At 63.3% G+C, this 21,432-nt stretch carries 20 protein-coding genes; 9 read left to right on the top strand and 11 right to left on the bottom strand.

Translation table 11 applies throughout. The annotated features are described in order from the left end of the window. Window positions 1-35 precede the first annotated feature (35 nt). The 6 genes from ACE10W_RS09110 to petA form a co-directional block, all read right to left on the bottom strand. A complete protein-coding gene (locus ACE10W_RS09110; RefSeq protein ID WP_011085277.1) occupies window positions 36-575 on the bottom strand; it encodes an adenine phosphoribosyltransferase in 540 nt (179 codons plus the stop codon). Window positions 576-584: 9 nt separating this feature from the next. Continuing rightward, a complete protein-coding gene (locus ACE10W_RS09105; protein WP_304551153.1) occupies window positions 585-2,750 on the bottom strand; it encodes an anthranilate synthase component I in 2,166 nt (721 codons plus the stop codon). A 249-nt stretch (window positions 2,751-2,999) separates the two neighbouring features. Continuing rightward, window positions 3,000-4,202 carry a DUF4375 domain-containing protein gene (locus ACE10W_RS09100; RefSeq protein WP_304551151.1) on the bottom strand — a complete coding sequence of 401 codons (1,203 nt, stop codon included), beginning with the start codon at window positions 4,200-4,202 and terminating at the stop codon, window positions 3,000-3,002. A gap of 119 nt (window positions 4,203-4,321) precedes the next feature. Continuing rightward, window positions 4,322-4,996 carry a dienelactone hydrolase family protein gene (locus ACE10W_RS09095; RefSeq protein WP_011085274.1) on the bottom strand — a complete coding sequence of 225 codons (675 nt, stop codon included), beginning with the start codon at window positions 4,994-4,996 and terminating at the stop codon, window positions 4,322-4,324. 210 nt (window positions 4,997-5,206) lie between these two features. After that, the gene (gene fbcH / locus ACE10W_RS09090; RefSeq protein ID WP_011085273.1) at window positions 5,207-7,270 is read right to left on the bottom strand and encodes a cytochrome b/c1; all 2,064 of its coding nucleotides are present in this window, start codon (window positions 7,268-7,270) and stop codon (window positions 5,207-5,209) included. Between the two features lie 62 nt (window positions 7,271-7,332). Then, complete coding sequence (petA, locus tag ACE10W_RS09085) at window positions 7,333-7,863, bottom strand: ubiquinol-cytochrome c reductase iron-sulfur subunit (RefSeq protein ID WP_026232845.1); 531 nt, start codon at window positions 7,861-7,863, stop codon at window positions 7,333-7,335. Window positions 7,864-8,140: 277 nt separating this feature from the next. Here petA and ACE10W_RS09080 point away from each other — a divergent pair, with 277 nt between their 5' ends. From ACE10W_RS09080 to ACE10W_RS09055, 6 genes are all read left to right on the top strand, one after another. Then, entirely contained in the window at window positions 8,141-8,599 is a 459-nt protein-coding gene (locus tag ACE10W_RS09080; RefSeq protein ID WP_011085271.1) for a tRNA (cytidine(34)-2'-O)-methyltransferase, read from the top strand. A gap of 18 nt (window positions 8,600-8,617) precedes the next feature. Next, window positions 8,618-9,250: a 7-carboxy-7-deazaguanine synthase gene (queE, locus tag ACE10W_RS09075; RefSeq protein ID WP_304551149.1), complete on the top strand. Its 633-nt coding sequence runs from the start codon at window positions 8,618-8,620 to the stop codon at window positions 9,248-9,250. A 17-nt stretch (window positions 9,251-9,267) separates the two neighbouring features. Continuing rightward, complete coding sequence (locus ACE10W_RS09070) at window positions 9,268-9,633, top strand: 6-carboxytetrahydropterin synthase (RefSeq protein WP_028175029.1); 366 nt, start codon at window positions 9,268-9,270, stop codon at window positions 9,631-9,633. A gap of 119 nt (window positions 9,634-9,752) precedes the next feature. Next, window positions 9,753-10,640, top strand: coding sequence for an oxygen-dependent coproporphyrinogen oxidase (hemF, locus tag ACE10W_RS09065; protein WP_304551148.1), 888 nt, complete (start codon window positions 9,753-9,755; stop codon window positions 10,638-10,640). Then, window positions 10,631-11,377, top strand: a complete 747-nt coding sequence (locus ACE10W_RS09060) for an HAD family hydrolase (protein WP_304551147.1) — start codon at window positions 10,631-10,633, stop codon at window positions 11,375-11,377. Before hemF ends, ACE10W_RS09060 begins: the two co-directional genes overlap by 10 nt. Before the next feature lie 349 nt (window positions 11,378-11,726). Continuing rightward, window positions 11,727-11,936, top strand: coding sequence for a YodC family protein (locus ACE10W_RS09055; protein ID WP_011085266.1), 210 nt, complete (start codon window positions 11,727-11,729; stop codon window positions 11,934-11,936). Between the two features lie 303 nt (window positions 11,937-12,239). On the opposite strand, the gene ACE10W_RS09050 is transcribed toward ACE10W_RS09055, so the two are convergent. The 3 genes from ACE10W_RS09050 to ACE10W_RS09040 all read right to left on the bottom strand — a co-directional run bounded on the left by ACE10W_RS09050 (window position 12,240) and on the right by ACE10W_RS09040 (window position 16,021). Then, complete coding sequence (locus ACE10W_RS09050; protein ID WP_304551146.1) at window positions 12,240-13,382, bottom strand: acyltransferase; 1,143 nt, start codon at window positions 13,380-13,382, stop codon at window positions 12,240-12,242. Between the two features lie 233 nt (window positions 13,383-13,615). Next, complete coding sequence (locus tag ACE10W_RS09045) at window positions 13,616-14,863, bottom strand: phosphatase PAP2 family protein (protein WP_375762593.1); 1,248 nt, start codon at window positions 14,861-14,863, stop codon at window positions 13,616-13,618. 243 nt (window positions 14,864-15,106) lie between these two features. Continuing rightward, a complete protein-coding gene (locus tag ACE10W_RS09040) occupies window positions 15,107-16,021 on the bottom strand; it encodes a phosphatase PAP2 family protein (protein ID WP_304551144.1) in 915 nt (304 codons plus the stop codon). A gap of 485 nt (window positions 16,022-16,506) precedes the next feature. Between ACE10W_RS09040 and ACE10W_RS09035 the strand changes: the two genes are divergently transcribed. The 3 genes from ACE10W_RS09035 (at window position 16,507) to ACE10W_RS09025 (ending at window position 19,123) form a co-directional block, all read left to right on the top strand. Further along, entirely contained in the window at window positions 16,507-17,571 is a 1,065-nt protein-coding gene (locus tag ACE10W_RS09035) for an IS110 family transposase (protein ID WP_011088795.1), read from the top strand. Window positions 17,572-18,163: 592 nt separating this feature from the next. Continuing rightward, window positions 18,164-18,727, top strand: coding sequence for a hemerythrin domain-containing protein (locus ACE10W_RS09030; protein WP_011085258.1), 564 nt, complete (start codon window positions 18,164-18,166; stop codon window positions 18,725-18,727). Between the two features lie 177 nt (window positions 18,728-18,904). Beyond that, window positions 18,905-19,123, top strand: a complete 219-nt coding sequence (locus ACE10W_RS09025) for a hypothetical protein (RefSeq protein ID WP_039183971.1) — start codon at window positions 18,905-18,907, stop codon at window positions 19,121-19,123. A gap of 283 nt (window positions 19,124-19,406) precedes the next feature. Here the strand turns inward: ACE10W_RS09025 and ACE10W_RS09020 are convergent, their stop codons facing one another. Together ACE10W_RS09020 and ACE10W_RS09015 are read right to left on the bottom strand one after the other, a co-directional pair. Next, window positions 19,407-20,177 carry a sulfite exporter TauE/SafE family protein gene (locus tag ACE10W_RS09020; protein ID WP_304551143.1) on the bottom strand — a complete coding sequence of 257 codons (771 nt, stop codon included), beginning with the start codon at window positions 20,175-20,177 and terminating at the stop codon, window positions 19,407-19,409. Next, window positions 20,174-21,430, bottom strand: coding sequence for a CCA tRNA nucleotidyltransferase (locus tag ACE10W_RS09015; RefSeq protein WP_304551142.1), 1,257 nt, complete (start codon window positions 21,428-21,430; stop codon window positions 20,174-20,176). The genes ACE10W_RS09020 and ACE10W_RS09015 overlap by 4 nt, the downstream gene beginning before the upstream one ends. Window positions 21,431-21,432: the final 2 nt, after the last annotated feature.

Below are 21,432 nucleotides of genomic sequence, written 5' to 3'. Positions count from 1 at the left end.
AATTTACCCGGGCGATATCTTGCGCCCGCCGTCGCTCAATGCCCCTCGAACGTCATCAGCGTGCGCACCGGCACGTCCATGGCGCGCAGCTTGGCGGCGCCGCCGAGCTCGGGCAGGTCGATGATGAAGCAGGCTGCGACCACGTTGGCGCCGATCTGGCGCAGCAGCTTCACCGCGCCTTCCGCGGTGCCGCCGGTGGCGATGAGGTCGTCGACCAGGATGACACGCTCGCCGGGCTGGATGGCGTCGACATGCATCTCCATCTCGTCGATGCCGTATTCCAGCGAATAGGCGATGCGCACGGTGGTGTGCGGCAGCTTGCCTTTCTTGCGGATCGGCACGAAGCCGGCGGAGAGCTGGTGCGCCACCGCGCCGCCGATGATGAAGCCCCGCGCCTCCATGCCGGCGACCTTGTCGATTTTGTTGCCGGCCCAGGGGTTCACGAGCTCGTCCACGGCGCGGCGGAATGCGCGCGCATCCGCGAGCAGGGTCGTGATGTCGCGGAACATGATCCCCGGCTTGGGATAGTCGGGGATGGTGCGAACGCTCGCCTTCAGGTCGTGGTCAAAGGTCATTGGTGCCTCTCAATCAACACGCGCATCCAGCCGGAACGCGTTCTCGACAATCCTCAAGCCCACCTCGCCGCCGAGCGACATCAGCGACTCCGGGTGGAATTGCACGCCCGCGACCGGCAGGGTCTTGTGCTCCAGCGCCATGGCGACGCCGTCCTCGGTGCTGGCGGTGACGGACAAAACCTCCGGCATGCTGTCGCGCTCGACATAGAGCGAGTGATAGCGGCCGATCACGATCTCGCTCGGCAAATTGCGCATCAGGCGGCCGCCGCGCACCTGCACCCGCGAGGGCCGGCCGTGGGCGGGATGCGTGAGCTGGCCGAGCTCGCCGCCAAAATATTCGCCGATCGCCTGCACGCCGAGGCAGACGCCGAACACCGGCAGCTTGTTCTCCAGCGCCGCATCGATCGTCTTCTTGATCCCGAAATCTTCGGGCCTGCCCGGGCCGGGCGACAGCACCAGCAAATCCCACCTCTTCTGCTTGAGCATGTCGAGCGCATGCACATAGCGGACCACGGTGACGCTGGCGCCGACCTGGCGGAAATAGTCGGCGAGCATGTGCACGAAGCTGTCGTCGTGGTCGATCAGCAGCACCCGCTTGCCGCTTCCGGTCGCATCGGGCGCGAAGGTCGAGAGCGGTTTTGGCGGATCGCCGCGCAGCGCCTGGAACAGCGCCGCAGCCTTGACCTGGCATTCGCGGTCCTCGGCCGCGGGATCGGAATCGAACAGGCAGGTGGCGCCGACGCGCACCTCGGCCAGACCATCCTTCATGCGGATGGTGCGGATGGTGAGGCCGGTATTGATGCTGCCGTCGAAATTCACCGCGCCGATCGCACCCGCATACCAGCGCCGCGGCGACCGCTCGTGATCCTCGACGAACTGCATCGCCCAGAGCTTCGGCGCACCTGTCACGGTGACGGCCCAGGCATGGGTGAGGAAGGCATCGAGCGCGTCGAAGCCGGGACGCAGCATGCCCTCGACGTGGTCGACGGTGTGGAACAGTTTTGAGTAGGTCTCGATCTGCCGGCGCGCCAGCACCTTGATGGTGCCGGGGACGCAGACGCGCGCCTTGTCGTTGCGATCGACGTCGGTGCACATGTTGAGCTCGAACTCGTCCTTCTCCGAATTCAGGAGCTGGCGGATCTGCTCGGCATCGCCGATCGCATCGGTGCCGCGCGCGATGGTGCCCGAGATCGGGCAGGTCTCGACGCGGCGGCCGTCCGAACGCACGAACATCTCGGGCGAGGCGGAGACGAGAAACTCGCCGTCGCCGAGATTCATCAGCGCGCCGTAGGGCGACGGGTTGATGACACAGAGGCGCTGGAACACTTCCGCCGGAGAACGATCGCAGGGCTCGGCGAACAGCTGGCCCGGCACGGCCTCGAACAGATCGCCGCGGGCAAAGGCCGCGCGCGCGGTCTCGACGGTGGCCTGGTATTCGCCGGGCGCATGATCGGCAAAGCCCTGGCGCGGTGTCTTCATGTACGGGCTGTCGGCGGTCTCGCGCGGCAGGCCCTCGGTGGATCTGCCCTTCCACGTGAAGTCGTAGCTGAGCACGACGCCGCGGCCGGTGGCGCGGTCATAGGCCAGCAGGCGATCGGGAACGTAGAGCACGATGTCGCGCTGGTCGCTCTCGCGCGCGCGCTTCTGCACGAGATCCTCGATCTGGAACACGAGATCGTAGGCGAAGGCGCCGAACAGGCCGAGCAGCCCGTCGTCATTGGCGGAGAAGGCGGCGACGAGGTCGCGCACCAGCGACACCACGCTGGCGCGCCGGGTGCGCTGGTCTTCCTCGACCGGGGCATCGCCGCGGATGATGTGGCCGGCGAGGCGCGAAGCGGTCTTCTCCGAGATCACCACGCAGGGCTCGCGCAGGACGTCGGCAAGGAAGGCGATCAGGACCTGGCCGCGCTCGTTCAGCGCTTCCAGCTTGAAATCGACGCCCGTGGTCTCGAGCTTGAGCGGCGGATCGGAGAAGCCGAGGTCAAAACTCTCGTAGCGGCCCGGCACGGTCGTGCCCGACGACAGCACCACGCCGCGGCGGCGGTCGAGCAGGTTGACGAGATCGTCGAGCCGGCTCGCGCCGCCGGTAAACTGCTCCGCCACGCGCGTGATCGCGAGACCCGCGCGGGTCACGTAATCGCTTCTGGCCGGGAGGGCAAAGACTGTCCTGTTCATGTCGTCCTCTTACGAAACTTGCCGAGGGAACGCCACACAGGACAAACGATCAGGCCGCCGCACTGCGTGGGCGACCTTCGACGATTTTGGGAAAAGAAATCGCACCGGCCACCTCTTAGGAGGTGCGCCACCAAAGACGGGCTGGGCGGACGGCGGTGCTCATGGGCGGATACTCACCATGGCGCGGGGACGGCGTCAAGGGCGGCCGGGCGGCCTCGATCACCAAAATGGCGCGGATCGCGTTGCGGCTTATGCCTGGATCTCCAGGCTGTCGCGCCCCACAGCCGCCTCCGCGGCATGTCGTTCGATTTCGGCCCGCGTGACCGTGAGCGCGGGCCTGCCGTCAGGTCCGATCATGTTGGCGCGGTCGCCCAAGGTTTCAATCAAAACGCAGGTCTTTCCTGTGACCGCATGCCATGCCGCCCGGTCGTCGCTCACGTCCAACGCCGTGATCATCGCGGTCGGATCCAGACCCGACTTCCGCAACAGCAGGTCGATGGCTTCGGCTGCAAGGTTTTGCTCGGCGATCCTCGAGAAATTCCGGATCGCGTCAGCCCCCACAACAGATAGCCGCCCGCCCACCAGTGATGGCGGAAAGCTCTTCAAAATTTCATGCATTTCCGCAGGCTTCGGGCTCTGGCTGCCCGGGCCGTACTCATAAAGTTGTCCACCCGCATCCTCATAAACGCAGAGTCGCGCGCCCTTGTCTGTCTTAACGCCGAAGGCCATGCATTGCTGCCCTTCCACCTCCATACTGCTTCCTGCAAGAACCATGAGCTTGAGCTCTGGCTCGGGCGCCACCGCCCCGCATGCTGCGGCGACCGTGATTTGCAAGCGGTCAGTCATCTGGAAGCGGATCTGGCGAACGCCTCGCCAGATCCGTCGCTGCGACAGATGCGGATTAAGTTGCGCAAGCCGCTGGATTTCGGATGCGTATTGCTGCTTGGCTACGGCGCGCAATTCGGGCCAGTTCGCGATCCACCGGGCTGCCAGCTGCGTCATTGGTTGCTGTCGTTCGGCCTCATAGAAGCGACGGTCAAGCGCATCGAGCGGCGCGGCGCGCTCTCCGAAGCCGTTTTGCAGTGCAGCCTCGCCGGGATTGGCTTTCACCCAGTCCATCATTTCCTGCAGGATCTGGTGTTGCGCGGCCGCTCCCATAGCCTTCAGTCCAGCGAGCGCATCGCCAGATGTCGTCGGCAGCATCGCAACGCCCGTGTTACCGATGAACTGACTGTGACCGCCGTTGTTGACCTGAGCGAGATAGTAGTCGGCGTGATAGGCCTGCATGGCCACAGCCGGCAGTTCACGTCCCTTGTAGACGCCGACGCGTTGAATTTCATTGACGTAGTAGACCACCGCCTCGGTCAGGTAGTCAGCCTTCTCAGGTGCTTGAGCCGCCTCCAGCGCATCGAGAGACACGACAACTGTTGTTAACCGGCTTCCTTCGATCATTACGCCTCCCACGTTCACCATGGCGAAACGCCATGCAACTACGGCTTATAGTTGCAAAAGGCAATTGCAGTCGTGGTCCAGCAAGAGACGTTAGTTGGCTCGCGCCGCAGGCCGCCCCGTTACCCCAGATGCTTCCGGAAGAACTCCGTCGCCCTGCCCCAGGCGAGCTCGGCGGCTTCGCGGTCGTGCACGGCCTGGCGCTGCTCGTTGACGAAGGCGTGCTCGGCGTCATAGCGGAACAGCTCCAGCGACTTGCCGGCGGCCTTCATCGCCTTCTCGAAGCCGTTGACCAGCTCCGGCGTGCACCAATCGTCCTTGTTGGCGAAATGGGCCTGGAGCGGAATCTTGACGTCGGCGGGCTTGGCCGCCTGCTCCGGCGGAATGCCGTAGAACACGACGCCGGCCGCAAGCTCCGGGATCTTGGTCGCGCCGATGATGGTGACGGCGCCGCCGAGGCAGAAGCCTGTCAGCCCGACCTTGGCGCCGTTGCGCGACAGATATTGCGTGGCGCCGCGCACGGTCTGCGTGGTGGCGTCCATGAAGTCGAGCGAGTTCATTTCCTTGTTGGCGCTCTCCATGTCGTGATACGGCACCACCTTGCCCTTGTAGAGGTCGGGCGCGAGCGCGTCGAAGCCGGCCAGCGCAAAGCGGTCGCACAGGCCCTTGATCTGGTCCGACAGCCCCCACCATTCCTGGATCACGACCACGCCCGGCGCGTTGCCGCGCGCGGCATTGGCGAGATAGCCCGATGCGTCCTTGCCGTCCGGGCGCTTGAAGGTGATGGCGGTTCCCATGGTGTCCTCCGATGAGTTTCTGGGGGAGCGGTTGGCGGTATTTTGGCCGCTGGGGGCGCGCGGCGCAATCCACAGTCCCGTCATTCCGGGGCGCACGAAGTGCGAACCCGGAATCTCGAGATTCCGGGCTCGGTGCTTACGCATCGCCCCGGAATGACGGCAACAAAAAAGCCCCCTAGCGGGGGCCTTTTCATTCTCGTCTCACGCCGCTCAGTGCGAGTCGGCCCAGACCTTCTTCTTGGTGAAGTACATCAGGCCGGCGAAGATGATCAGGAACACGAACACCTGGAAGCCCAGGCGCTTGCGCGCTTCCATGTGCGGCTCGGCGGTCCACATCAGGAACGTGGTGACGTCCTTGGAATATTGCGCGACCGTGGCCGGCGAGCCGTCGTCATAGGTCACCTGGCCGTCGCTGAGCGGCTTCGGCATCTTGATGGCGTGGCCCGGGAAGTACTTGTTGTAGTAGGAGCCCTCCGGAATGGTCACACCCTCCGGCACCTTCTCCTCAAAACCCTGGAGCACCGCCGAGACGTAGTCCGGGCCCTGCTCCTGGTACTGGGTGAAGAAGTCGAAGATGAACCAGGGGAAGCCGCGGCCGTAGGAGCGCGCCTTGGTGATCAGCGACAGGTCGGGCGGCGCCGCACCGCCGTTCGCCGCACGGGCTGCCTGCTCGTTCGGAAATGGCGAGGGGAAGTAGTCGGCCGGCCGGCCCGGGCGCTCGAACATGTCGCCGGCATCGTTCGGACCGTCCTTGATCTTGTAATCCGACGCGAACGCCGCCACCTGCGCCACCGAATAGCTGGGGCCGCCGGCTTCCGCGAGGTTGCGGAAGGCGATGTAGGACAGGCCGTGGCAGCTGGCGCAGACTTCCTTGTAGACCTTCAGGCCGCGCTGGAGCGCGCCGCGGTCGAACTTGCCGAAGGGACCGGCGAACGACCATTTGTTGCCCGGCGGCTTGTCGCTGCCTTCGTTGGCGCGCGCGTCCTGCAAGCTGCCGAGGAACAGCGCGCCGGCGGCAACAAGCGCGATGGCGACGGAGGCTACCGCCTTGCCGCCCTTGGCCAGGATCGCCTCCGAGATCGAGTTCGGCACCGGCCGCGGCGTCTCGATGCGCGAGAGCAGCGGCAGCACGATCAGGAAATAGGCGAAGTAGCAGACCGTCAGGACCCGGCCGGCGATCACGTAGATGCCTTCCGGCGGCTGCGCACCGAGATAGCCGAGCAGGATGCAGACCGCGACGAAGATCCAGAAGAACTGCTTGGCCAGCGGACGGTACTTCGACGACCTGGTCTTCGCGGCATCGAGCCAGGGCAGGAAGCACAGGATGATGATCGCCGAGAACATCCCGATCACGCCCGCGAGCTTGTTCGGGATCGAGCGCAGGATCGCGTAGAACGGCAGGTAATACCATTCCGGCACGATGTGCGGCGGCGTCACGCCCGGGTTCGCCGGAATGTAGTTGTCGGCGTCGCCGAGATAGTTCGGCATGTAGAAGATGAACCAGGCGTAGAGCAGCAGGAAGCAGGCGACACCGAACATGTCCTTGATGGTGGCATGCGGCGTGAACGGCACCGTGTCCTTTTCCGATTTCGGCTCGACGCCCTCAGGATTGTTCTGGCCGGCGACATGCAGCGCCCAGACGTGGAGCACGACGACGCCCGCGATCAGGAACGGCAGCAGATAATGCAGCGAGAAGAAGCGGTTCAGCGTCGGATTGCCGACCGAATAGCCGCCCCACAGCAGCGTCACGATGCTCTCGCCGAAATAGGGAATGGCGGAGAACAGGTTGGTGATGACGGTGGCCCCCCAGAAGCTCATCTGGCCCCAGGGGAGCACGTAGCCCATGAAGCCGGTCGCCATCATCAGGAGGTAGATGATGACGCCGAGGATCCACAGCACCTCACGCGGCTCCTTGTAGGAACCGTAATAGAGGCCGCGCAGCATGTGGACGTAGACCGCGAAGAAGAACATCGACGCGCCACAGGCATGCATGTTGCGCAGCAGCCAGCCGTAGTTGACGTCGCGGACGATCAGCTCGACCGACTTGAAGGCGAGATCGGCATGCGGCGTGTAGTGCATCGCCAGGATCACGCCGGTCAGGATCTGCATCCCCAGCATGAAGGAGAGGATGGCGCCGAACGTCCACCAGTAGTTCAGATTGCGCGGAGTGGGGTAGGCGACGAAGGAGGAGTGCATGAGGCCGAGGATCGGCAGGCGCCGCTCGATCCATTGCAGGGCCGGATTGCTCGGCTGGTAGTCGGATGGTCCGCTCATGATGCGATCCTGAGGAAATAATACGACGAGACGGCGCGAAGCTTCGGACGAGGGTCCGAAGCTCAGCCGATCTGGATTTTGGTGTCGGAAACGAACTGGTACGGCGGCACCGGCAGGTTCGCGGGCGCGGGCCCCTGACGGATGCGGCCGGACGAATCGTACTGCGAACCATGGCAGGGGCAGAAGAACCCGTCGTAGTTGCCCTCATGAGCGATCGGGATGCAGCCGAGATGGGTGCAGATACCGATCACGACCAGCCACTGCTCATGGCCGGACTTGACCCGGGCCTCGTCGCTCTGCGGATCGGGCAGGCTCGCCACGTTGACGGCGCGCGCCTCGTCGATCTGCTTCTTGGTGCGGTGGCTGATGTAGATCGGCTTGCCGCGCCAGAATACCTTGATGTCCTGGCCCTCGGCGACCGGGCTGAGATCAACCTCGATCGGCGCACCGGCCGCGATGGTCGAGGCATCAGGATTCATTTGGGAGATGAAGGGCCAGAGCGCGGCTGCGCCCCCTACTGCTGCAGCTGCCCCCGTTGCAACGAATAAGAAATCACGGCGTGTCGGATGGTCCGCCGAAGACGCTGTCGTCACGATTCCAACCCTTTCTTCTTATGCTACCGGTGGAACCGCTCCGGGGGCCCCCAAGGTCCCCAGAACTGGCTGCCGGCGCCCGCGACCCCCCGCGGCGGCAGAACTTCGCTTGTCCCCGCCAAAACAAGCGAAAACAGCAGTCCAGAATCGTTCTATTGGCACCCTTGCCGGGCGAGCGCAAGCCCGCTAACGGCGGGGAAGCGTGCAATGCACGAATTCCGCGGCCAGCGATGTTTTATTGAGACATTTCCGGCCCACAACCAACCCGACGCCGCCCATGCAGATAGCGCTCTTCCAGCCCGACATCCCCCAGAACACCGGCACGATTCTCAGGCTCTGCGCCTGCCTGGGGCTGGCCGCCCACATCATCGAACCGGCAGGGTTCCCCGTCTCCGACCGGCATTTCCGCCGGGCGGGAATGGATTACCTCGACCAAGTCAGCATCACCCGCCATGTCTCCTGGCCGCAATTCGAGGAGTGGCGCGCGGCACAGGGCTGCCGGCTGCTGCTGTTCACCACGAAGGCCGCCACCGACTACCGCGATTTCCGTTACCAGACGTCGGACATCCTGCTATTCGGGCGCGAGAGCGCCGGCGTCACCGACGCGGTGGTCGAGGCCGCGGATGCGCGGCTGGTGATCCCGATCGCCCCGGGACTGCGGTCGCTCAATGTCGCCATGACCGCGGCGATGGCCGCAGGCGAGGCGCTGCGGCAGATCCGGAACCCGCAAGGTTGATATGTTGAGGAGAGACCATTGAGTTACGCGGTCAAGGAAATCTTCCTGACCCTGCAAGGCGAAGGCGCCCATGCCGGGCGCGCGTCCGTGTTCTGCCGCTTTGCCGGCTGCAATCTGTGGAGCGGACGCGAGGCCGACCGGCAGTCAGCGACCTGCAAGTTCTGCGACACCGATTTCGTCGGCACCGACGGCACGCTCGGCGGCCGCTACGCGTCGGCCGCGGAGCTCGCCGACACCATCGCGGCACAATGGACCGCCTCCAACGCCAACCGTTACGTGGTGCTCACCGGCGGCGAACCGCTGCTCCAGGTCGACGATGTGCTGATCGATGCGCTGCATGCGCGAGGCTTCGAGATCGGCGTCGAGACCAACGGCACGATTGCCGCACCGGATGGCCTCGACTGGATCTGCGTCAGCCCCAAGGGCGGCAGCGAGCTGGTGCTGCGCCGTGGCCACGAGTTGAAGCTGGTCTATCCGCAGGCCCTCGCCGCGCCGGAGACCTTCGAAGGCCTCGCCTTCGAGCGCTTCTCGCTGCAGCCGATGGACGGGCCGGAGGTCGCCGAGAACACCGCACGGGCGATCGACTATTGCCTGCAGCATCCGCAATGGCGGCTGAGCGTGCAGACGCATAAATCGCTCGGCATCAGATAGGATTGGTTTTCGAACAGATGTGGGAATTGACGAAATCGTTCCGCTTCGAGGCGGCGCATTCACTGTCGGGAACGACGTTCGGCGCGGCGAGCGAAGAGATCCACGGCCACTCCTTCCGCGCCGAGGTGACGGTGCGCGGCACCCCGGACCCAGCGACCGGCATGGTGGTCGATCTCGGCCTTCTCCAGCGCGCCATCGAGGACGTGCGCTTGATGCTGGACCACAAGTTCCTCAACAAGATCGAGGCGCTGGGCAAGCCGACGCTGGAAAACCTGTCGCGCTTCGTCTGGGAGCGGCTACAGCATATCGGCAAGCTGACCCGCGTCAGCATCCACCGCGACAGTTGCAACGAGAGCTGCACCTATTACGGTCCGCAAGGTTAGATTTCGTAGGGTGGGCAAAGCGTAGCGTGCCCACCAATCAAGACAAATGGTGATAGATGGTGGGCACGGCGCAAGGGCGCCTTTGCCCACCCTACGGCAGGTCCGTTCGGGAATTGAATATGGACGTTTCGACGATCGAAGACCGCAAGACGCGCGCCCGCGCCTGGTTCGAAGCTTTGCGCGACGACATCTGCGCGAGCTTCGAGCGGCTGGAGGACGACGCCCCGCAAGACCTCTATCCGGGCGAGGCTGGCCGCTTCACGCGGACGCCCTGGCAGCGCACCGATCATAGCGGTGCGGCCGGCGGCGGCGGCGTGATGTCGATGATGTCGGGCCGGCTGTTCGAGAAGGTCGGCGTGCATTGCTCGACCGTGCACGGCGAGTTCGCGCCCGAGTTTCGCGCTCAGATTCCGGGCGCGGCGGACGATCCGCGGTTCTGGGCCTCCGGCATCTCGCTGATCGCGCACTTACGCAATCCGCACGTGCCCGCCGTGCACATGAACACGCGCTTCGTCGTCACCACCAAGGCCTGGTTCGGCGGCGGCGCCGATCTCACGCCGGTGCTGGATCGCCGGCGCACGCAGGACGACGCCGACAGCATCGCCTTCCACGCCGCGATGAAAGAGGCCTGCGTGCAGCCGAACGGCGTTGCCGATTACGACAAGTACAAGAAATGGTGCGACGAGTATTTCTACCTGCCGCACCGCAAAGAGGCGCGCGGCATCGGCGGCATCTTCTACGACTGGCACGACAGCGGCGACTGGGACGCCGACCTCGCCTTCACCCAGGACGTCGGCCGCGCCTTCCTGAAGATCTACCCTGATATCGTCAGGCGCAATTTCGCGAGCGCCTGGACCGCTGCGGACCGCGAGGAGCAACTGATCCGGCGCGGCCGCTATGTCGAGTTCAACCTGCTCTACGATCGCGGCACCATCTTCGGGCTCAAGACCGGCGGCAATGTAGATTCGATCTTGTCGTCGCTGCCGCCGGAGGTGAAATGGCCATGACCATCGTGAGGCCCCTCCCCCGCGCCATGCTGATCGACATGGACGACACCATCCTGTCGGCCTATGGCCGGCCCGAGATCGCCTGGAACACGATCGCGAACGAGTTCGCCGAGGAGCTTGCGCCGCTGCCGCCGCGAGAGGTCGCGACCGCGGTCCTGGCTTTCGCGCGAAACTTCTGGGCCAATGCGGAAGCCGCCTGGCGGATGAAGCTCGCCGAGGCCCGGCACCTCACGGTCAAGGGCGGCTTCGCCGCGCTCGCGGCCGCCGGCCACCGCGCCCTGCCAGATGATCTCGCCGTCCGCCTCGCCGACCGCTTCACCGCCTATCGCGAGGAGGAGATGTTCGTCTTCCCCGGCGCGCATGAGGCGATCGACAAGTTGAAGGCGCTCGGCATCAAGCTCGCACTGGTGACCAACGGCGCCGCCGACACCCAGCGCGCCAAGGTCGAGCGCTTCGAGCTCGCGCACCGCTTCCACCACATCCAGATCGAGGGCGAGCACGGCTTCGGCAAGCCCGAGGAGCGCGCCTATCTGCACGCGATGGACGCGCTCGGCGTCGCCGCTGAGGACACCTGGATGATCGGCGACAACCTCGAATGGGAAGTCGTGACGCCGCAGCGCCTCGGCATCTATTCGATCTGGATCGACGTGCATGGCGACGGCCTGCCCGAAGGCTCGACCGTGAGGCCCGATCGCATCATCCGCTCGCTGACCGAGCTGGTGCCGGACCGGTCGTAACCAGGGCGCGAAACAAAAACGCGAAAAACAACCCCATGCACAGTAGCCGGCTGCAGCAAAATCAACGGCTTACGGATTTTACGAAACCGTTTGACCCGTCGGGCGAAACAGGCGCATGATGCCATCATCGCGGCGCATGGGACAGACAAGCCCCTGCGCAACCCATCGCGCAGGCGCCCTTGCCTCCGTCATGGTCCCGCTCCCGGCCTGAAGCTCCGTCGTCGGCGTTTCAGCAGCCTTGGCAGCGGATGCGCGCTGCCGCAGCACATCCACTGATCCCGCAGTCCGTGATCGGCGTGTCATGCCGGCTTGCTAGCCTCTCAAGTCAATCAACCCGAAAGGACCATCCATGGAACTGAAAGCCGGCGATATCGTCATGCTCAAATCCGGCGGCCAGCCGCTGACCGTCGCAGAAGTCAAAGGCGACGACGTGATCTGCCTCTGGATGGGCGTGGAAGGCGACCTGTTTCGCGAGACGCTGCCGCTCGCCGTGCTCGAACACCTGGAAGAGGTGGACGAGGATGAAGAAGAGGATGAGGACGACGAAGACGAGGAGTAGGCGCGGTTAAGGCCGCGGCCTCATGAGATCGGAGCGCTCGGCTCCGGCGCGTCTATGTCCGCTTCTGCGCCAGAAGCGGACATAGAACTGGATATTCAACATCTCCCCAAGCCTCCTCCAAGGCGTAGTTCACCTTGTCCGCTGAGGCTGGATTGCGCGTCTTGAGAGGCGCCAGACATCGTCAGACCGTCTTGTTACGCTATTCGGCGGGCGCGGCTTGTCCTCGAGCAGCAGCGGGCTGTAGATCTGCTCGATGCATGGATGCCGCCATGAACAAAACAGTTCGAGTTCTAGGCAGCGCTGTCAGCCTGATGCGCTACTGCCAAGCGTCGCGCCTAATTCGATCGGTCGCGGTGACCTGCGCGAAAACCGAACAATCGAAATCCGCGACAGAACGGCCGCCTCAAATCGTTCGAGCTGACCTCTGAGTCGAAGTGCAAGTTTCTCGACGAGGTGCCAAGAGGCGACAGCAACGCCAAAGGCAATTGGCAGGCTGATCAGGACGTTCAGATACCAATACTGAACCGATGGGCCGAACGCTGCTATGCACTGCTGGATGACGAATCCATAGAGGTACATCCCGTAGGAGTAGTCGCCGGACGACACGATCCAGCTCCGCCGCGGATTCATGAGGCCCAGATAACACGCGACATAGGCAGCGGGCGCGGCAAAAATCGCGTCGCAGCGTCCACTGGCCATGCCGGCAGTGCAAAGCAGAAGCGCGAACAGACACGTCGCCCGATTGAAGGGTACCCTGTCGCGCCAGAGGTAGAAGCCGACACCTAGAAGGAAGCAGAACACAAGAAGGTGCGGACGAAGGTGAATGAACAGTTCGTTCCAATGGTAGATATCGTAGCAGGCGAGCCCGAGCTGGGCGAACACGAGGAACCCAAGGTATACCACCCTGTTGAAGCAAATCGTGGTCACAGCAAGAAGCGCCAGGATGACGTAGCACCACAGCTCATACGGTACCGTCCAAAGCTGAGCATTCACCAGATCAGGCACCGGATTGTGAAGAAATACGCCCGGGAGTTCAAAGTGGATGTCGCCGACGATGTTGAGAAAATAGACATGGAACTTCGAGTCCGCGAAGTACTGAGCCAATGGCATCGCGGTGAAGATCGGGCCGATGATGATGGCTGAGAGCATCGTCTCGACCACGAGCGCGGGCGCAATGCGAAGCACGCGCAGGCCGATAAATGAAATCAGGCTCTTGCACCTCAACAAGCTAGCCGTCACCAGAAACCCGCTCAAGGCGAAGAAGAGCGCAAGGATCATTGCGTTCAGCATGCGAAGATGGCCGACTATTTCCATCGCCCGATCGAGCCCAAGGGTGACGTTCGCGCTGTGCAGGCAGATAATCGTAGCCGCCAGCACAATCCGCATGTAGTCGAAACCAGCGGGCCGACTGCGCGAAAGAGCCAGCTGATCAGCCAGGCTGAACATGGTTGTGCTTCTCAAGGAAACACCGCAAGACCGCACGCCCAAGCGGCGATCGACCAACAGCACTTCACGGACCGCTGACGGGACGCGTGGCGTATTCCGAGCACACCCGAACCCGCGATCTGCACATCTTCCGACGTTCCAATGCGGAGGAGCGACCCTACTATGGCTCGCGCGTAGGCCGACCCACTGAACATTCCAAATTCCCAATTGCGACGGCAGACTGCAACTTCGCGCTACCTTTTGGCGGTTCTAGCATGCGCATCGTTAGGTTGCATTGTGATATCAATACTATCTTTTCTATTGGTGAAGAATTTGTTCCTAGTGTTGCTGGGGACCTTCCCGATATGCAACCGCACTCGCGAAGCCGGCTTAGGCGCGAGGCTGGTGGCACTCATGATCCGCCCCGACGAGCAAGCTGCGCTGATCGCTGCCGTGATGACGATCGCGAAGGTTGACACTGCGACCCCGGCGAGGATGTCGACCAGATAGTGGCCTCCCCCCAGCGGCGTCGCGACGATCATCAAGACATTCCAGGGAACGATGGCCAGCCTGAGCCAGCGCAGCGGCCAGAACGACCACATGTAGAGGATTGCCGATGCCGCGTGGAAGCTCGGAAACGTAAGGACGCCTACAAGACCCGGCAGATGCAGCTTCTGGAGCAGCCCCGCGCGCACGAGCGGCGCGTCGCGCAAGGTGTCATAGTAGCCCGAAGGTTCGAAGTAGGAGAAAACGGAGGCTTGCAATTCGAGCACATGGTAGACCCCGATGGCCGGGACGAAGACTGAGATGAAGGTTGTTGCGAGGAGGGCAAGGAAGTACGCGCATAGCGCCTCCGCAGCGCGCCGGTAGCATCCCGCCAGGGGAAGAACGAGAACCAGCAGGATCATCTGGAGCGTAATGGAAGTGTAAGATCGTGCCAGGACCGGGATCAATTCCGGGTGACGATTTATGAAATTGAGGAAACTCCTGAAGTCGAACCCCAGCGCGCGATCCCAAGCCAGCAAACGGGCGTCTTGGAGCGGAAAGCCGATGGAAGTGGCCACATAGGTCAACGTGAGCAGAACCGGGATGGCCAGGGTTATCTGCGCCGACGCCGTGAGACAGAGAAAAACCCTGGGATTTGCGCTGGCGTCCGATCGGGCGTTACGCAGACCGATCCACCAATACAGCGCCGCCAGCGCGAACGCGACGAGATAGCCTGACGGCTCGATATAGAACTGCGTCGCGACGAGCCAAGCCACCACGATGCCTGCGGTACTGGCTAGAACTCGCCAATTGAACTGCAGCAACCTCCAAGCGGCCGTAACTTCGTCATCGGCACGCTTGCACGAGGGCAACTGCTGCTCGAAGCGCGCAGCCGGCATCGCTGCAGCGAGCCCGCCGTGTACCGTATTGACGATTTCCCCGTGCTTACCAAGTCGGTGGCCGCAACCTTCATCGAGGACGGGTCGTGACGCAAAAAGCACGCTTGCGGGCCGCATTGCCGAATTCCGATTTACATGCGTAGAACTACGGTTAAACAAGTTAAGGTTGCATGAATCCTTGCAGGAAAGATTCTTTTATCCGCGGATGCCGATTGAAAAAATGTCGGGAGCAAGCGGGCTCCAGCGAATGATCGATGATGAGAAATCATGTCCGTTCGATCGCCCCCTCGACGATTTACGATAAACGGACGGTTCTGCTAATGAAGATCGCGGCGATCGATCCACACGATGGCTAGAGCGTCAGCTTCGGGCGAGAACTAATTGTTCGCGACGCCCGATCCGACCGGCATGGATGAGCCACGCCGTTGCAGCGATAGCTCCACATGCCACAGCAACGCCGCCAATAATGTCCACGGCATAATGTGCGCCGCAGAGGGGCGTGCCGGCGATGAGAAGAAGATTCAACGGCACTAAAAGAAAACGTAAGATGCGGATTGGCCAAAGAGCCCACATGAATAGAATGGCATTCGCCGTGTGAAAGCTCGGGAAGGAGATAAGCCCCTCCAAGGAACGAAAGTCGATAACGCAGAGCGTTCCGTTGCGAAGGCCTTCGAGGATCGGGAAATAGCTATGCCCGCCATCCGGCAAGGTTGAGAATTCGGTTGGAACCCTATCCACATAGATCATTGCATTCGCGGCCGGGATGCAGCATCCAATGGCGGCAGTAGCCGTCACGGCAACTGCAAATGCGACGATGTACAACTGCAATCGATCATAGCGCTGGGTCAGAACGGCGGCGACCAACACCAAGATATTTTGTTGCATCATGGAGTTGTAGGCGAAAGAAAGAGCGCTGAGGAGCGCATCGTGCCTTCTCAAAAAAGCGAGATAATTGGCGCGATCAAATCCAAGCCATCGATCTATGGCGTGAAGTTCCACGTCGCGGTAGGGCAGTGGCACTGTGGATGCGGCGTAGCTCAGCGCGATTCCCATGAGGACCACAACAACGAGCTGACCGAAGCAGGTGAGAATACGCGCGGCCTCCGCATTTGGCCGAACGAAGCTGAAATAGATTGTGAGAAATGCGTACAGGCTCATTAGCACGAGGGCATCGGCTGACAGGTCAACGCTGAAACTCAAGCCGACAAGGTTCAGCGCGAGCGCCGCCAAAAGCGCAATTGCTAGGGTGGCTTGCCACGTGACGGTTGACAGCAATCTGTCATCCCCGATTGACCGATAGCGCATCTCCCGCAGCCCCACCTTTGGTTGTGCAACTGAAGATTGCCGCTATTTGCAAATGAATTCCTAATGTGTACCGGTCGAAAATGAATTCCTAATGCGTGCTGGTCGAATAGCTGACTGCCCAGGACGGTCAATAAAATGATAACCGCCATGGTCAACGCACGAGTTCCAAATTGGAGCACGCTCTCATCCTCGTGGAGTGGTCTCAAATCTGCTGGGCGCTCCGAGGTCGCAGGGGGCCACGAGCCGGAGCCGACAGCAATCGACGACCTGCAGTGTTCCGGCTTGCAACTCGGAGGGCATAAGCAGCAATCAGTCTGACGTAGCGAAGCATGCTGTGGCGACGCAGCTATCTCAATCGCCTCATCGGTGCCAACGTCCGCTAATGGGATGGTCCGGCCGTGCTCCTGCCCCGCCAGCGATAAGCTGGCCAGGGGCGCCAAGACAAGGAGCACGCCATGTCCCAGACACCCAGTACTGCGATCGCCGTGATCGGCATCGATATCGGCAAAAACTCGTTCCACGTCGTGGGCCACGATACGCGCGGCGCCATCGTGCTGCGGCAAAAGTGGTCGCGTGGCCAGGTGGAGGCGCGGCTCGCCAATATGCAGCCTTGCCTGATCGGCATGGAAGCCTGCGTCGGCGCACATCATTTGAGCCGCAAACTCGCATCGCTAGGTCACGATGCCAGGTTGATGCCGGCCAAATATGTCCGCCCTTATAGCAAAGGACCGAAGAACGACTTCAATGATGCCGAAGCGATTGCCGAAGCCGTGCAACGCCCGACGATGAAGTTCGTGGCGACCAAGACCGCGGAGCAACTGGATCTGCAGGCGCTGCATCGGGTGCGCGAGCGGCTGGTGTCGCAACGCACCGGCATCATCAACCAGATTCGCGCCTTCATGCTGGAACGCGGGATCGCGGTGCGCCAGGGTATCGGCTTCCTGCGCACAGAACTGCCCACCATCCTTGCCACGCGCACCGATGCCCTGTCGCCACGCATGTTGCGTGTCATCGAGGAGTTGGCAGGCGACTGGCGCCGGCTGGATCAGCGCATCGATAGCCTCTCCGGCGAGATCGAAGCACTGGCCCGTCAAGATCAGGCATGTTCGCGCCTGATGACGGTGCCTGGCATCGGGCCGATCATTTCGAGCGCCATGGTAGCCGCGATCGGCACTGGAGACGTCTTCTCCAAAGGCCGTGACTTCGGCGCCTGGCTCGGACTGGTGCCCAAGCAGATCTCGACGGGAGACCGCACGATCCTCGGCAAAATCTCAAGGCGCGGCAATCGCTACCTGCGCGTTCTGTTCGTGCAGGCGGCATGGGTGGTGCTGGTCAGGATCAAGAACTGGGAACGTTACGGACTCAGATCCTGGATCGAAGCCGCCAAGAAGCGATTGCACCACAACGTGCTAGCGATCGCACTCGCCAACAAGCTTGCCCGCATCGCCTGGGCGGTGCTGGCTAAAGGACGCGCCTTCGAGCTGACAAGGACCAACGATGCAGACGTCCAATCCGCTTGATCGTCGCGCCGTGCTCGGGGCGGTCAAGGCGCGGCCTGGCAACGCCGGAGCCAGCCGCAAGCAAAGCGCAACGGCCGGCCTTGACCGCCCGTGCGCGCGACGCGACGCACGTCCTGCGGGCCGGGACGAAGGAACGGCCCCCGGCTCGAACACAGGAACTGCGAGGTAGGAGGAGCAAGCGATGACGTAACCCCATCAACAGGTTCCAGCCAAGGTCTGCGAGAGGATGAGACGAGATGGAGGTTCGGTCTTCCCGGCGCATGCGAACACTGGTGACCCAAATGGCCCAATCGAGGCCTGTCCGCTAATGAGAACGCACGCGCGCTGATATCCATGATGGCCCGGAGAGAATGCTCCAATCAAAGGCCGGATACATTGATGCAAGACCACTCACCACCTGATCGACGAACCTCTTGCTACGCACGGCCGGACCATACATTCGGGGTCATAAGCCGCCGATGACGGCTGAGCCGGGCGACTTCCGGTTAGGTCGGAAAGCCGACGTCGGAGCTTGATCTAGCGCAAAGCGCTGAGGCGACTTGGGGCTAAGCTTTCAAGAGCTTCTCAATCGGTCACCTTGTGGATCGCAGCAATGATCATTGAGCGCTTAAGCCAAGAGCACCGCAACATTGAGAAACTGCTCGCCATCCTCGAGCGGGAACTTGAGGTTTTCGACCGCGGCGACCGCCCCGACTATGAGGTTATTGGCGCGGTTATCAGCTACTTCGAGCTTTACCCGGAGGTTTACCACCACCCTCAGGAAGACCTGGTCTTCGCCAAGTTGCAAATTCGCGATCCGGCTGCGGCTGCGAAGGTCGGTGATCTCGCCCGCGAACACCAGAAAGGGGCCGAACTCTTGCGCCGCGTCGCTCATGCGGTCGACAACGTTCTTGCCGACCGCGAACTGCTTCGGCAGGACGTGGATGCCATCGTTCGCGATTTCATCGAGCACGAGCGGCGCCACATCATGAAGGAAGATCGCGATTTCTTTCCCGCCGCCCTGAAGGCTCTCGAGCCTGAGGATTGGACGGAGATCGCCTCGGCCATGACCAATCCTGAGGATCCGCTGTTCAGCGAGGCCGCCGAAGAGACGTTCGACGCGTTACGGGCGCGCATCCTGCAGTTGGAACAGGAAGCCGAAGCCGAACGGCACTAGTCAAGCTCATCCGCATGCGCCGATTGGACTCAATGTCCCATCGCTGCCAGTCACTTCCGGCGTACCAGACGGGCCGGCCCGTCTACGAGTGTGGGGTTGGGCTTGGGGCCGTCCAATCGCGTACCGCCCTATTTTGTGCTACCTAGTCGAACAAAAGGTAGCAGGAGGAAGCCAACGATGACTGACGATCAAGTCAATCGCGTCGTTCAGCACCTTTGCGAGCAATTGCACCTGGCGCTCCGATTGAAGGACAGCGAGGCACATCCACCAAACGCCAAGGATATTGGATTTGATCCCGCCTCGGTAAGAACTGTCTTGCTGACCGGGTTGCGTTCGGCGGGCGTCACGATCAACCACGAGGCAGCCGCGGCGGGCGAAGAGCCGCCGTGGTCCTGAACGCAAAACGCGAGACGGAAGCTGGCGCCGATATCCGAGTTGGGTCAAAAGCCGCCGATGGCGGTTATGCCTGGCGATTTCCGGCTTGGGCGCGAAACCTGACGTTCCTGGGCACACGCCCTGGCCCGTCTCGTCATTCCGGGGCGCGCGCCGCGCGAGCCCGGAATCCATCGGGCTGCAGCGTCGATGGATGAATGGATTCCGGGCTCGCGCCAAGAGGCGCGCCCCGGAATGACGACGGGGCCAATATCCGCGATCCAGGCGCGAATGCCGCGTGGATCACCTACGCGACGAGCTGCCGCGCCGCCGCCGAGATCATCACCAGCCCGCCGGTGATCACCGCGACATCGAGGATCGCGGTGTGGATGTTCACCGGCATCCGCTCGACGAAGGCTTTGGCGAGGAACGCGCCGGGGATCGCGATCGCCCCGATCAGCAGTGCGAAGGCGAGCACCTGCGCATTCACGGCGCCGGCGAGGCCGAACACCGAGATCTTGATCAGGCCGGTGCCGAGCGAGATCATCGCATCGGTCGCGATCACGGCGGCGCCTTCGAGGCCTGCGGCCATCAACAGCGAGAGCAGGATCACGCCGGAGCCCGAGGTGCCGCCGACCAGCACGCCGTAACCGACGGAGCCTGCGGCAAGGCCGGTGTCGCCGATCCTGACCTGGCGGCGGCGGAGCACGCGGCGCAGCGGCACGCTCAGGATCAGCATGGTGCCGATCACGAGCGCGGCGCCCGCATTGGTGAGGCGCGTATAGCCGTAGGCGCCGAGCGCGGTCGTCAGCGCCGCGCAGGCCAGCACGATCAGCGCGCGGCGGCGATCGGCATAGCGGACATAGGCGAGCGCACGGCTCGAATTGGTGAAGATCGCGGAGATCGCGATGATCGGCACCACGGGCTCGGCGCCGACGAGGGGCACCAGCACCAGCGGCATCAGCGCGCCGGTGCCGTAGCCGGCGAGACCACCGATGATCGAAGCAAACAACGCCATCAACGCGACCAGCAGAAGCTGAAAGATCGAGATGTCGGCGAAGCCTGAGACGATGGTCACGTTTTCCGTTCGCGGCTGACGCGTGCCGCAGCTTGATCTGCGATGGAAGCGAGCGCGGCTTCCTCTAGTGGAAAATCCGCCGCAAGCCAAGCGTCCTCGGCGAGCGTCAACACATGTCCGAGCGCGGGCCCTTCCGCCATCCCGCGCGCGATGAAGTCGGCGGCGCGGAGCGGAAATTTCGGCGCAGTCCAGCGCTGCGGCAGCTCGGCGAGTTCGCGCCAGCGCGACGAATGCACGTCGCCCGCCGCCCGCGCCCAGCCGAGCAACACGCGATCGTGATAGCGCTCGGCACCGAGCCGGTAGAGCAACCGCCGCGCATTGGCCTCGTCCTTGGTGGCAAACCGCCACCAGCGGTGCCCCATCGAATCCAGCGCCTTGGCCTCGGCGTTGGAGAGCCGCAGGCGCGTGGCGACGCGCTTGGCGTCTTCCGTCACGGCCACCGTCAGCGCGGCCAGGCGCCGGGTGACGCTCGCCGGCAGGCCAAGCTCGCGCTCGATCGCGACCATGCTCGCCAGCGGCCCGGTATAGGCGACGCCGCCGATCAGCGCCTGCAGCAATCCGCCCTCGGCCATGGCCAGCACGGCCGCGGACGCACCGCCGGCCACCAGCAGCTTCAGCATCTCCATGCGCACCCGCTCGGCCGACAGGCTGGCAAGGCCCCCACGTCCCCGGATGCAGGCGAGATAGCCGTCGCGGTCGGGCTCGCCGGCGCCGAAGGCGGCGTGGATGCGGAAGAAGCGCAGGATGCGCAGATAATCCTCGGCGATGCGCTGGTCGGGGTCGCCGATGAAGCGCACGCGGCGCGCTCTGGCGTCCGCGATCCCGCCGACATGGTCGTACACGACACCGGTCGCATCGACCGACAGGCCGTTCATGGTGAAGTCGCGCCGCTCGGCATCCTTCACCCAGTCGCGGCCGAACGCGACCTTGGCCTTGCGGCCGAAGGTTTCGGTATCCTCGCGCAGGGTCGTGACTTCGTAGGGATGCCCGTCGATGACCAGCGTGACGGTGCCGTGGTCGATGCCGGTCGGCACGCTCTTGATGCCGGCGGCTTTGGCGCGCCGCACCACCTCCTCCGGCCGCGCCGTGGTCGCGATGTCGATGTCGCCGGGCACAAGACCGAGCAGCGCGTTGCGCACCGCGCCGCCGACCACCCGCGCCTCCTCGCCATCCGCATCGAGCAATTGCAGGACGCGCGCGGTGCCGCCGGAGATCAGCCATGGCGCATCGGCGAGGATCGGCTCCGCGCTCATCG

It is taken from the genome of Bradyrhizobium sp. B025 (assembly GCF_042257955.1).
Classification (GTDB): domain Bacteria; phylum Pseudomonadota; class Alphaproteobacteria; order Rhizobiales; family Xanthobacteraceae; genus Bradyrhizobium; species Bradyrhizobium diazoefficiens.
Note: the sequence above shows the minus strand (reverse complement) of the source record. Positions and strands in the feature narration are given on the sequence as shown.

Bases quoted from the DNA above. Each gene is read 5' to 3' on its own strand.
- ACE10W_RS09080 (WP_011085271.1), top strand. From the start codon at position 8,141: ATGCAGATAGCGCTCTTCCAGCCCGACATCCCCCAGAACACCGGCACG.
- ACE10W_RS09030 (WP_011085258.1), top strand. From the start codon at position 18,164: ATGATCATTGAGCGCTTAAGCCAAGAGCACCGCAACATTGAGAAACTG.
- ACE10W_RS09105 (WP_304551153.1), bottom strand. From the start codon at position 2,750: ATGAACAGGACAGTCTTTGCCCTCCCGGCCAGAAGCGATTACGTGACC.
- fbcH (WP_011085273.1), bottom strand. From the start codon at position 7,270: ATGAGCGGACCATCCGACTACCAGCCGAGCAATCCGGCCCTGCAATGG.
- ACE10W_RS09045 (WP_375762593.1), bottom strand. From the start codon at position 14,863: ATGCGGCCCGCAAGCGTGCTTTTTGCGTCACGACCCGTCCTCGATGAA.
- hemF (WP_304551148.1), top strand. From the start codon at position 9,753: ATGGACGTTTCGACGATCGAAGACCGCAAGACGCGCGCCCGCGCCTGG.
- ACE10W_RS09100 (WP_304551151.1), bottom strand. From the start codon at position 4,202: ATGATCGAAGGAAGCCGGTTAACAACAGTTGTCGTGTCTCTCGATGCG.
- ACE10W_RS09055 (WP_011085266.1), top strand. From the start codon at position 11,727: ATGGAACTGAAAGCCGGCGATATCGTCATGCTCAAATCCGGCGGCCAG.
- ACE10W_RS09070 (WP_028175029.1), top strand. From the start codon at position 9,268: ATGTGGGAATTGACGAAATCGTTCCGCTTCGAGGCGGCGCATTCACTG.
- ACE10W_RS09015 (WP_304551142.1), bottom strand. From the start codon at position 21,430: ATGAGCGCGGAGCCGATCCTCGCCGATGCGCCATGGCTGATCTCCGGC.
- ACE10W_RS09095 (WP_011085274.1), bottom strand. From the start codon at position 4,996: ATGGGAACCGCCATCACCTTCAAGCGCCCGGACGGCAAGGACGCATCG.
- ACE10W_RS09025 (WP_039183971.1), top strand. From the start codon at position 18,905: ATGACTGACGATCAAGTCAATCGCGTCGTTCAGCACCTTTGCGAGCAA.
- ACE10W_RS09110 (WP_011085277.1), bottom strand. From the start codon at position 575: ATGACCTTTGACCACGACCTGAAGGCGAGCGTTCGCACCATCCCCGAC.
- ACE10W_RS09060 (WP_304551147.1), top strand. From the start codon at position 10,631: ATGGCCATGACCATCGTGAGGCCCCTCCCCCGCGCCATGCTGATCGAC.
- ACE10W_RS09050 (WP_304551146.1), bottom strand. From the start codon at position 13,382: ATGTTCAGCCTGGCTGATCAGCTGGCTCTTTCGCGCAGTCGGCCCGCT.
- ACE10W_RS09035 (WP_011088795.1), top strand. From the start codon at position 16,507: ATGTCCCAGACACCCAGTACTGCGATCGCCGTGATCGGCATCGATATC.